9 protein-coding genes are annotated in these 11,633 nt (G+C 53.0%); 4 read left to right on the forward strand and 5 right to left on the reverse strand.

Annotation, left to right across the window (positions count from 1 at the left end; translation table 11 throughout):
* Positions 1-34 precede the first annotated feature (34 nt).
* On the reverse strand, positions 35-511 hold the full coding sequence (locus tag HMPREF0673_RS10680) for a T9SS type A sorting domain-containing protein (RefSeq protein ID WP_007902159.1): 477 nt from the start codon (positions 509-511) through the stop codon (positions 35-37).
* 449 nt (positions 512-960) lie between these two features.
* On the reverse strand, positions 961-1,953 hold the full coding sequence (locus tag HMPREF0673_RS10685; RefSeq protein ID WP_007902163.1) for a malate dehydrogenase: 993 nt from the start codon (positions 1,951-1,953) through the stop codon (positions 961-963).
* A gap of 147 nt (positions 1,954-2,100) precedes the next feature.
* Here HMPREF0673_RS10685 and HMPREF0673_RS10690 point away from each other — a divergent pair, with 147 nt between their 5' ends.
* A complete protein-coding gene (locus HMPREF0673_RS10690; protein ID WP_007902165.1) occupies positions 2,101-3,900 on the forward strand; it encodes an aminopeptidase P family protein in 1,800 nt (599 codons plus the stop codon).
* Positions 3,901-3,938: 38 nt separating this feature from the next.
* On the opposite strand, the gene HMPREF0673_RS10695 is transcribed toward HMPREF0673_RS10690, so the two are convergent.
* The 3 genes from HMPREF0673_RS10695 to HMPREF0673_RS10705 all read right to left on the reverse strand — a co-directional run bounded on the left by HMPREF0673_RS10695 (position 3,939) and on the right by HMPREF0673_RS10705 (position 8,276).
* The gene (locus HMPREF0673_RS10695; RefSeq protein WP_007902171.1) at positions 3,939-4,850 is read right to left on the reverse strand and encodes a LysR family transcriptional regulator; all 912 of its coding nucleotides are present in this window, start codon (positions 4,848-4,850) and stop codon (positions 3,939-3,941) included.
* A 33-nt stretch (positions 4,851-4,883) separates the two neighbouring features.
* Complete coding sequence (locus HMPREF0673_RS10700; RefSeq protein ID WP_157591698.1) at positions 4,884-6,320, reverse strand: threonine/serine exporter family protein; 1,437 nt, start codon at positions 6,318-6,320, stop codon at positions 4,884-4,886.
* 267 nt (positions 6,321-6,587) lie between these two features.
* Positions 6,588-8,276, reverse strand: coding sequence for a putative transporter (locus HMPREF0673_RS10705; protein WP_007902176.1), 1,689 nt, complete (start codon positions 8,274-8,276; stop codon positions 6,588-6,590).
* A gap of 283 nt (positions 8,277-8,559) precedes the next feature.
* Here HMPREF0673_RS10705 and HMPREF0673_RS10710 point away from each other — a divergent pair, with 283 nt between their 5' ends.
* The 3 genes from HMPREF0673_RS10710 to HMPREF0673_RS10720 all read left to right on the forward strand — a co-directional run bounded on the left by HMPREF0673_RS10710 (position 8,560) and on the right by HMPREF0673_RS10720 (position 11,607).
* Positions 8,560-9,504: a DMT family transporter gene (locus tag HMPREF0673_RS10710; RefSeq protein ID WP_007902179.1), complete on the forward strand. Its 945-nt coding sequence runs from the start codon at positions 8,560-8,562 to the stop codon at positions 9,502-9,504.
* 114 nt (positions 9,505-9,618) lie between these two features.
* Positions 9,619-10,338 (forward strand): ABC transporter ATP-binding protein, encoded by a 720-nt coding sequence (locus HMPREF0673_RS10715; protein WP_007902181.1) that lies wholly within the window; start codon positions 9,619-9,621, stop codon positions 10,336-10,338.
* A gap of 6 nt (positions 10,339-10,344) precedes the next feature.
* Positions 10,345-11,607 (forward strand): ABC transporter permease, encoded by a 1,263-nt coding sequence (locus HMPREF0673_RS10720; RefSeq protein ID WP_007902183.1) that lies wholly within the window; start codon positions 10,345-10,347, stop codon positions 11,605-11,607.
* Positions 11,608-11,633 lie beyond the last annotated feature (26 nt).

Below are 11,633 nucleotides of genomic sequence, written 5' to 3' on the forward strand. Positions count from 1 at the left end.
TAAGTATCAACTATTAAGGGTTAACAATCCGGTGTTAGCGCTTAACCATCTTCAGCGACTGGTTCTCTGCCTTCACTACATACACTCCGGCAGCCAACTGCGTAGCGTCAATCGTTGCCTTGCCGTCGTGTGCCACTGCCTTGGCAGCGAGTGTGCCGTTGGCTGTGTACACTTCGAGCAGTTTGCCGTCGGTCATACCCTCAGCCGTGATGACGTAACCGTTAGAACGCAGCGTAATGGGCGACTGCTTCGTGAGCTGCACCAAACCCGTTGTCGAGCCTGTCAGCTGTATCTTGTCCACTTTCTCCAACTCGTGGGTAGCCACTGTCTCACCGCTCTTCGAGAGGAGTTTCACGTTGCCATCGGCTACTGTAAGCTTCGCCACTTGCGACATCTGCACCTCATGCGCAGAACCATCGAGATAAAGTACATTTACCTTGCTCTCTTGCGCCAATGACGGGGTGGAAACAGCGCAAAAGAGTAGGGCTGCAAAGAAATAACCTTTAATCATAAAATTTGCTTTTAATTTTTCAATTTACTCTTATAATTGCTTATTTATTTACAAAATTAGTCAATATTGTAATACAAACCAACTTTTAACAAAAGATTTATTAGCTTTTGTCCTACTATATGCATTAATTCATAAGTTTTGAGTGGATGTAAAGTCTGTTTACGTATCACAATTTCCGACCGACGGCGGACGGAATCCGATCGGGCGGCGGACGGAATCTGATCGGGTGGCGGACGGAATCCAATCAGGTGGCGGACGGAATCCGATCAGGTGGCGGACGGTAGGAGGGTATGGCATCCCTGCCATACCCACGCCATCTATCAACTATCAAGAAGTAGTAATGCAACAAGAAGGCTGCGTGGGTATGGCAAGGATGCCATACCCTCCTAATACAGAAAAAGCCCAGAGCAGTGCGCTCTGGGCTTTATTGTTATTTGGACGATGCCGAATTAGAGGTTCGGGTTCATCTTTGTCCACTCTGCTACTGGAGGAACGATGCCGAGATCAACGATCTCATCGCGCATCTTGCAGAGGTGCTCGTAAGACTTAGCGAGAGAAGCAAGCTCCTCTTCTGTGCCTGTAGGCTGTGTGAAGTGAACACCTGTCTTGTCGATTGTAGAAGGCATAGCCATCATCACGTTCTTGAAGCCACACTTCTCGCAGTTTACGTAGCAACCTGCTGGCAATGTGAACTTCTCGCCACCCATAGCAGCCTCGATCATCTTAACTGCGTTGTATGCCGGGCTCTGGAATGAAGAACGACCGCGGAGCTTGATGATGTTAGAACCACCCTGAACGGTGTGGTGCTTGATCTCTTCCCAACGCTCTGCTGAGAGGCCCATCTCTGAGAGAGGCTTGCCGTCTACCTTAACCTGAGAAGCGAATACTGCCATCTGCTCGCCGTGACCACCGTATGTGTGAGCGCCAGTCACCTTGTCCTGCTGTACGCCGAACTCGAGGGCGAGAGCCTGCTGCAGACGTGTAGAGTCGAGAGCAGCGAGTGATGTGAGCTGGTTTGGCTTCAAACCTGAGTGGATGAGAGCTGTGAGGGCTGTAACGTCAGCCGGGTTGAAGATAACAACAACGTGCTCTACCTCCGGGCAGTACTTCTTGATGTTGTCACCGAACTCTGCTGCAATCTGGCAGTTGCCCTTCAAGAGGTCCTCACGTGTCATGCCGTCCTTACGCGGAGCACCACCTGAAGAGATGATGTACTTAGCGCCTGTGAATGCTTCCTTCGGGTCTACTGTGTAAGTTACGTTAGCGCCCTTGAAAGCGCACTGCTGAATCTCGTCGAACACGCCGTGTACACCCGGCTCGTAGATGTCGTAGAGACAGATGTTAGGAGTAAGACCGAGCATCAATGCGCTCTGTACCATGTTTGAACCAATCATACCGCCGGCACCGACGATCAAAAGCTTTTCGTTAGATAAGAATGCCATAATAAATAATGTTTATTATATTAATAATTGAATTTCGTTTACTAACTGCAAAGATACAACTTTTTTGAAATATACAAACGTTTCTCGAAAATTATAGTGTTGTTTATTCTTAAAATCTGTATATTTGCAGTACCTAATAATTTTTATATGACAGATACGCAGAATACGATAGCTGCGCGACTCGCCGCACTGCGCGAGGAGATGCAGCGCGAGGGGCTCTCGGCATTCATTTTCCCGAGTGCCGACCCGCACATGAGTGAGTATGTTCCCGAGCGTTGGGAGGGACGCAAGTGGATATCGGGCTTCGACGGTTCGGCTGGCACGGCGGTGGTCACGCTCCGTTCGGCTGCGCTCTGGACCGACTCGCGCTACTTCATCGCTGCCGAGCAGCAGCTCGAAGGCACAGAGTTCCAGCTGATGCGCGAGCGCATGGAGAGCACACCGTCTATTGCCGACTGGCTGGCACGCGAACTGCAGGATGCCGACTCTACGGAGGTGGGCATCGACGGCATGTGCATCGCGAAGGGCGAGGCTGAGGGACTGAAGGCGGAACTGAGACATGCCGGCGGACTCACGCTGCGCACCAATCTCGACATCCTCAACCGCGTGTGGACAGACCGTCCGCCGGTGCCGCTGAACAAGGTGGAGATTCATCCGCTCGAATACGCCGGCGAGTCGGTAGCTGAAAAGCTCTGCCGCATACGCACCGAGATGCGCCGCGCAGGCGCAAGCTGTATGCTCGTGACGCAGCTCGACGACATTGCCTGGACTCTCAACCTGCGCGGAACCGACGTACATTGCACCCCGGTGTTCGTGGCGTGGCTCATCGTCGGCGAGGAGAGTGCAACATTATATATAAAGGAGGAGAAGCTCACGCCCGACGTGGTCGACTATCTGCACGCTGAAGGCGTGGCTATCGACGAATACGATAATATCATCGCGGCACTCAACGAGTGCGACGCGCCAACGATGCTCGTCGACCCTTCTACCGTGAACAGCACTTTGGCGCAGCCGCGCGGCAACTACACGGTTGTGTCGGCTCCGTCGCCCATCCCTACGATGAAGGCGGTGAAGAACCACACGGAGCGCGAGGGCTTCCGTCGTGCCATGGAGCGCGACGGTGTGGCTATGGTGCAGTTTCTGAAGTGGTTGGAGGAGGCGGTGCCGAAGGGCAGCGAGACGGAGCTGACGGCGAGCGCGAAGCTCTATCAGCTGCGTGCCGGGCAGCCTAAGTTCCGCGACATCTCGTTCGACACTATCGCTGCCTATGCCGATCATGCAGCCATCGTCCACTATGAACCGACTCCGCTCACCGATGTGAAGCTCGAACCGAAGGGTCTGCTGCTGCTCGACAGCGGAGCGCAGTACAGCGACGGCACAACGGACATAACGCGAACCATAGCTCTTGGCGACGTAACCGACCGTGAACGCCGCGTCTACACGTTAGTGCTGAAGGGTCACTTGGCGTTGCAGAACCTCTGCTTCCCACGCTCGGCATCGGGCACGCAGCTCGACGCAGTGGCACGCACGGCGATGTGGCGCGAGGGCATGAACTTCATGCATGGCACGGGGCACGGCGTAGGCTCGTATCTCAGCGTGCACGAGGGTCCTCACCAGATACGCCAGGAGTATCGTGGGGCACCGATGGTGGAGGGCATGACCGTAACCGACGAGCCGGGTCTGTACCTCGACGGTCGCTTCGGCGTGCGCATCGAGAACACGCTGCTCACCGTGCCTTACGTGACGACGGAGTTCGGACGCTTTCTGCGCTTCGAGCCGCTCACGCTCTGCCCCATCGATACCAAGCCGATAATCAGCAGTATGCTCAGCGACGAGGAACGACAGTGCCTCAACGCCTACCACGCTATGGTGTACGAGCGTTTGGCACCGCTGCTCGACGAGGAGCATCGCGAGTGGCTTGCAAATAAAACGAAAGCGATGGAATAATAGGAGGGTATGGCAAGATGCCATACCCTCCTAAATTACTAAGAAAGAATATCCTTAAACGCGAAGTTCGCGAGGATAGACGTTGACTGACTCAGCATACGGATGAACTCCTGTGCTGAGTTTTTCATATACGAGTCTTTCAGCAGATGTATGCAACCGTCCATCTCATTGTCGGCTGCGTCAATGGGCACAGCCTTCATGTTGGGTTGCAGAATAGTTGTCGATTCAGAGAGTATCGTCACGAGATTGCTGCGACGCAGCAGGTCGAAGATTATGTTCACGTTGTTCACCTCAACCATGATGCGATAGTTCAGCCCCTTGCCCTCCACAAGATGATCGAAGGCGTTGCGAGCCTGCAGCCCCTTGCACGGCAGTATGAGGTCGTAACGTTCAAGGTCAGTGAGGCGCAATGATGACTGGCGTGCTAATGGATGGTTCTCGTTGACGATGGCAGCAAGGCGGTTGCTGAAGATAGCCCGGCTGTCTACCGCCTTATCCTTCTTGAGCGGTTTGAAGGCAAGCACGAGGTCGAGCTCGCGCTTCTTTAGTCCGTCCATCAGCTCCTGCATAGAGCGGTAGCTGATGTTCAGCTTCACATGCGGATAGGTGCGCAGGAAGGCGATGAGCGTCTCAGCCATGATGTTGCTGAACGAATAAGTGACACCGATGTTCAGTTCGCCCGTCAGCATCTCCTTCAAGTCGTTCATGTGGTCGATGCACGCATCTGCAGAGTTCACGGCATTCTGTGCATACGGCAGCAACTCCTTTCCAGCCTCAGTGAGGTACACCTCATGCGAGTTGCGCTCGAAGAGCGGCAGACCAATCTCCTGCTCCAGATGCGATATCTGCTGCGAGAGAGTGCTCTGCGTGATGTATAGCTTGCGCGCAGCCTCGGAGAAGTTGAGCGTCTCTGCCACCTTCAGAAAGTATTTCAGTTGTCGTATTTCCATATCTATTATATATTAAATGCAAAAATACAACATTTATTTTATTTCCACGGCACTCAGGTCGACGAACTCTCCATTCTTGCGTTTGCGTTCAACAAGCATATTGAAGAGTTTGCGCTTGCGGTCGCCTTCGATAAAGCGGCGGAAGAAGATGTTCGGTATAGCCACACCGAGGGCGATGCAGATGATAGCGAGCGAAGCCTTGATGGCGTTGTTCATGCCCACCGTCACTTCGCCTACCACGCCGTGCATCTCGATGAAGGCGAAGAGGGCGCGATACATAAGCACACCCGGCACCATAGGGATGACACTCGGGATGGTGATGCACTGATGGGGCACGTGGAACCAGTGGCGTGCTTTGATAACGATGACACTGATAAGTGCCGAACCGGCAAGCGAGCCGATGGTCAGGCCCATGTCAAGTCCGATATTGCCGTTGCTCGGACCGAGATTGACGAAGTTGCGGAAGCACACGGCGATGATGCCACCCACGGCGACAACCGGCAGGAGTCGGCGCGGTATGCTGAAGATGGTAGAGAAACCCATAGCCGAGACGGCTGCAGCTACGGCAAACTCCCAATACTCATGATGCGGAATCATCGTGAGGTCTTTCACGAAGTTGTCGATGCCGCACACCTTAATGGCGAAGGCGATACCGAACGCCATTGAGAGAACCATCAACAGCGTGTTCAGAGCACGCACCATGCCCACCTCGATGTAGCCGTCGAGCATGTCGCTCACGAAGTTGATGAGCGGAACGCCGGGCACGATGAACAAGGCACACGCCATAAGCGGATGCCACGGCGTAGAGGAGTGCATAAACTCGGGCAGAGCACCGGCTATGGACGGCGTGAGCGAGAGGAACGTGGTGGCCCAAGCAATGAGTGTGGCTACGAAAGCTGCTATGCCAATAGCTACATAGTTGTTGCAGCCACGTGTGGGCAGGAACATACGCAGGCGGAAGCCGAGGATGGCTGCTAAAGAGCAGTAGAAGAACGCAGGCCAGTCGCAACCGAACTGCACACAGAAACCACCGCAGGCAAAGCCGCCACCGATAGCCACCTGCCACGGTGTGAAGCTACGCGGTGTCTTCTGAATGTCATCAAGAGCTTTCTCGTACTGGTCGAGCGAATAGTCGTTGCTTATTGCGCTCCACGTGAGCTTGCTTATCTTAGCAATAGAGGTGAGGTTGATACCGTGCTTCTCGCAGCGTTGGAACTTTGTGAACGAGTGCTCGGTGTCGCTATAGTTCACCATGAGCACATTCCAGTTGATGTAGAAGTGCAGGTAGCGTTCGTCGAGACTGAGGAAGGCTGCGGCACGCTTCATAGTGCGACGGATGCGCGAGGTGTCGGCAGCACTCTCCATCAGTATGCTTCCGGTGCGCAGAAGCAGGTCGAGTTTGTGCTGCAGCTCGGCTGCTGCCACTTTAGACGGGTTGTTTGGATTGCCACATTGGCAAGTTGCTTGCATTGTTTCTATTGTATTGTTATCCATTTATTTGTATTTACCAAGACTTGCAGAAAGAGTAACCATAGGAGGGCATGGCATCTTGCCATGCTCATGCACGTTGCATGTCATACGCACGCGAGCTGCCTTTGAGGCTGCAGATACGAGCTGCCTTTGAGGCTGCAGATGCGAGCTGCTTTTGAGGCTGCGTGGGTATGGCAAGATGCCATACCCTCCTAAGTTACCCCGAAACATATTAACTACTATTAAAACATTATCTTTATTATCAATTTATCCGAACACGAATATCAGTATCTGTATCGTGACGATGCGCAGGAACATTGCGAACGGATAGACATTAGCGTAGCCCACATTAGGCGCATCGACAGATGTCTGGTCGCGAACATAAGCTAAAGCCGAGGGGTTGGTATTGGCTCCTGCAAGCACACCGAGCAGAGTGTAATAGTTGATGTGGAACAGATACTTGCCGATGATGCCACCCAGGATGACTGGTATCATGGTGATTGCTACACCATAGCCTATCCATGTCATACCACTCTCCGACACTACGGTCTGCATAAACTGCTCGCCCGTGCCGAGACCTACGCACGCAAGGAATATGCAGATGCCCACTTCGCGCAGCATGAGGTTGGCAGATATCGTGTTATACGTCACAAGGTTGTACTTCGGACCGAAGTAGCCGATGAGGATAGCCACAATGAGCGGACCGCCGGTGAGTCCGAGGCGCAAGCTCTCGTTGATGCCGGGGATGAAGAACGGGATGTTGGCGAAGATGCAACCGAGCATAATACCAAGGAACACCGGTATGAGGTTCGGGTTGTTAAGACGCTTCATCTGGTTGCCGAGCATCTTCTCGGTGTGGGCGATGGCAAGCTCCGTACCCACAACGGTGAGGCGGTCGCCGAGCTGCAGCTTCAACGAGCCGGTAGCGATGAGGTCTACACCGTTGCGGTTCACACGTGTAACGTTGGTGCCCAAGTTGGTGCGAATTTGCAGATGACTGAGCGACTTGCCGTTGATGTCGGGCTTCGTGACGAGGATGCGACGCGTAATAAGCTCGGTGCCGAACTTGTCGTCAGCCACCTCCACCTTCTCGCCAAGCAGTGCGATGATCGGGTCCTCAACCGTAGGATGAGCCACCACGCGCAGTATGTCGCCCTCGCCTATCACGGTCTGACCGTTCACAAGCTCGTCGTGCTCGTTGCTACCGCAGCGTATGATACGCGACACCATGAAGTCGCGCTTCAACAACTGGCGTATCTGTTGTATATCGTCGCCGAACACCATCGAGTTGGTCACCTTCACCGAGAAGGTGTTCAGTGTCATCTTCTCCAAGTGACCCATACCGCGCTTCGCATCGGCTTCTTCCGTCTCCTTGTTCACGCGCAACACATATCTCAATATAGCGAACGAGATGATCACGCCGAGCGCACCCATCGGGTAAGCGATGGCATAGCCCGTGGCGATGCTCGGAGCGTCAATATGGCGCAGGTCGCTGTATGCCTGCTGGGCAGCACCAAGACCGGGAGTGTTGGTAACGGCACCTGAAAGGATGCCTGCCATAGTGGTGAACGGCGTGCCAGTGAAGCTATAGATAATAAGTGTTGTAACGATGCTGAGTGCCACAACAATCATGCTGAGCATATTGAGACTCTTACCTCCGTCCTTGAACGAAGAGAAAAAGCCTGGACCTACCTCAAGACCAATAGAATAAACGAAAAGTATCAAGCCAAACTCCTTGAGGAAGTGGAGCAGATGGGCATCAAGATTGAGCGAGTAATGACCGAAGATGAGTCCGATGAACAAAATCCAAGCGAGTCCGAGCGACACACCTTTCACCTTCAGCTTGCCAAGACTCAAGCCTAACGTGATAACGAGGGCGAGAATCATCACCGAGTGTGCCACGCCACCTCCCCAAAGGTCGGGGAAACCATAAAACAGATTTCTTAAAATTTCCATATCTCTTATGCTATTGATTAATTTTCTATGCCATATATAATAATGTATGAAGTCATGTGTTGTGATTTCTGTTTTGCGATTGCAAAGGTATTGATATTACCGAAAGCAAAAAAACTTTTATGTTTAAATTTCACGAACGCGGCTAAAGGTTTTCTCAATCGCAAATCCACCCTTTTTACTCTTTTACTTTTTACCCTTTTACTTTTAAAAGCCCTTTTTTATTTTTTACTCTTTTACTTTTTTACTTTTATTTGTACCTTTGCTTAAAAATCAGACAAATAGTATGAACGTAAAACTTCGCGGCACACTTTGTGGCGTGGGCGCAGCCGTGTTCTACGGTACCAACCCGCTCGGCGCCATGAATCTGTACCAGGACGGTATCAGTGCCAACTCTACCCTTTTCTATCGTTTCGGACTCGCTATTGTGATGCTCGGCGTGATGATGCTGGTGCAACGTAAGAAGTTCGGCGTGACACGCAGCGAACTACTCCTGCTTGCTATCTTAGGCATGTTCATGGGCTCGTCGTCTGCGTCGCTCTTCATCAGTTTCAACTACATGGACGTGGGCATCGCCTCCACGCTGCTATTCGTCTATCCGGTTATGGTGGCGGTTATTATGGCGTTGTTGTTCAAAGAAAAAGTGACCCCAACGACAGCCGTCTCCATCATGCTTGCGTTTGGCGGCATAGCTCTGCTTAACCAGAGCTCGGACGGATCGTCACTCAGCACGTTGGGCGTGCTGCTTGTCATGGCTTCGTCGCTCACCTACGCTGTATATATCGTCGTGGTAAACAAGTCGAAGCTGCGGATGTCTTCGGTGAAGCTCACGTTCTACGTGCTCATCTTCGGTTTAATGACCATTCTCGGCTACACCTTCGCCATGGGCGAGACGGTGCAACTGCTCACCACACCGCACCAATGGCTGTATGCAGCGCAGCTTGCACTGATGCCGACCGTACTCTCGTTAGTGCTAATGGCGATAGCCGTTAAAGATATTGGCTCCACTCCCACCGCAATTCTTGGTGCGCTCGAACCGATAACAGCCGTTGCCATCGGCTGCTTCTGCTTCGGTGAGTCGTTCACAACACGCCTCGCAGTGGGCATAGCACTCATCCTCACCGCCGTGTTGCTCATCATCAGTGGCAAGCAGATGTCGCCACAACGCATGACGGTGGCGTTCACGCGCTTAGGACGCATGATTGTGAAGACATGGCGCTGGAAGTCATAGGCTTATCATAACAATATACTTAGACCACTTCGTCTATTAAATATCCGTAAAAAGCGGAGCAAAACGTCGGCGGTTTGCGGATATTTTTGTTACTTTGCTACATATTATATATATATGATACATCTGAAAGATATTAACAAGACTTACCAGGGTGCGCAGCCGCTGCATGTACTGAAGGGAATCACACTCGACATTGCCGAGGGAGAGTTCGTTTCTATCATGGGTGCGTCGGGCTCGGGCAAGTCTACTCTGCTCAATATTCTCGGTATTCTCGACAACTACGACTCGGGCGAATACCTGCTCGGCGGCACGCTCATCAAAGACCTCTCGGAGACGCGAGCCGCAGAGTACCGCAACCGCATGATTGGCTTCATCTTTCAGTCGTTCAACCTTATCTCGTTCAAGACCGCCGTGGAGAATGTGGAGCTGCCGCTCTACTATCAGGGCGTGGCGCGACGTACACGCCACAAGTTAGCGATGGAGTATCTCGACCGACTCGGACTGACGCAGTGGGCAGACCACTACCCCAACGAGATGTCGGGCGGACAGAAGCAGCGCGTGGCAATAGCACGCGCACTGATCACAAAGCCGCAGATAATACTCGCCGACGAGCCTACGGGCGCACTCGACTCGAAGACTTCGGTGGAGGTGATGGAGCTGCTCAAGACTCTTAACGCTGAGGAGGGAGTGACGACTATCGTCGTGACGCACGAGAGTGGCGTGGCTAACGAGACAAACAAGATTGTACACATCAAGGACGGCATCATAGGCAAGATTGAGGAGAACCTCGACCACACCGCACGACCGTTCGGCATCAACGGCATAATGAAGTAAAGGCACATGCGCGACATATTCATCGAAATACTCACCACTATCAAGCACAACCGGCTGCGCACCGCGCTGACCGGTTTCTCCGTAGCATGGGGCATCTTCATCCTCATCGTTCTGCTCGGAGCAGGCAACGGCTTGATAAACGCCACGATGGGCAACTCAAGTCGATTCCTCGCCACATCAATGGTGGTGTACGGCGGCGAGACATCGAAGGCTTACGACGGATTGGGCGAAAATCGCGATGTGCAGCTCAACGATAAGGACTTCAATATCACCAGCAAGGGTTTTCCTAACAATGTGAAGAGTGTGGGCGCAGAACTGTCGCAGCAGGGCGAAACGCTCGTCAACGGCAGCGACTACACCACGGGCATCAATCTGAGCGGTGTATACCCGAACGATGTCGAGATAAACAAGCGTACGATGATTTGCGGACGCTTCATCAACGAACTCGACCTAAAGGAACGTCGCAAGTCGATAGTTATCTCCTCGGACATGGCGAAGGAACTGCTACCGCAGTCACCACTCAGCCTGAACGGACAAATGATACGCACAACGACGCTCGCCTTCCGCGTAGTAGGCATCTACGAGAGTCAGAAGAACAGCATGGGCAACGATGCCTTCATACCGTTCACCACGTTCCGCGCCATATACAACAAGGGCGACAAGACGGGCAACATCGTCTTCTCGTTCAGCAATCTCAACTCGGAAGCAGAAAACGAGGCGTTCGAGAGCGACTATCGTGCGAGAATAAACCGACAGCATCGTGCTGCGCCCGACGACGAGAACGCCATCTGGATATGGAACCGCTTCACGCAGGCACTGAGCATGGACACCGCCACCGGCCTACTGCGCACCGCGTTGTGGGTGATAGGCATACTGACACTCATCTCGGGCATCGTGGGGGTGTCGAACATCATGCTCATCACCGTGCGCGAACGCACACACGAGTTCGGCATACGCAAGGCTATCGGCGCAAAGCCGTGGTCTATACTGCGCCTCATCATCATTGAGAGCATCGTCATTACAACCTTCTTTGGCTACATAGGCATGGTGCTCGGCATCGCAGCCAACCTGTATATGGATGCTACTATCGGGCAGGAGACCATCGACAACGGACTCTTCGCCATACAGATGTTCACCAACCCCACCGTGGGCATTGATGTCTGCGTGAAAGCCACACTACTGATGATTGTAGCCGGCACTCTCGCCGGTATGGTACCAGCTCGCAAGGCTGCCAAAATCAGACCGATTGAGGCGTTGAGGGCGGAGTAGCCCCTCCCAACCCTCCCCGTCGGGGA

The sequence above is a fragment of the Leyella stercorea DSM 18206 genome (assembly GCF_000235885.1).
Lineage (GTDB): Bacteria > Bacteroidota > Bacteroidia > Bacteroidales > Bacteroidaceae > Prevotella > Prevotella stercorea.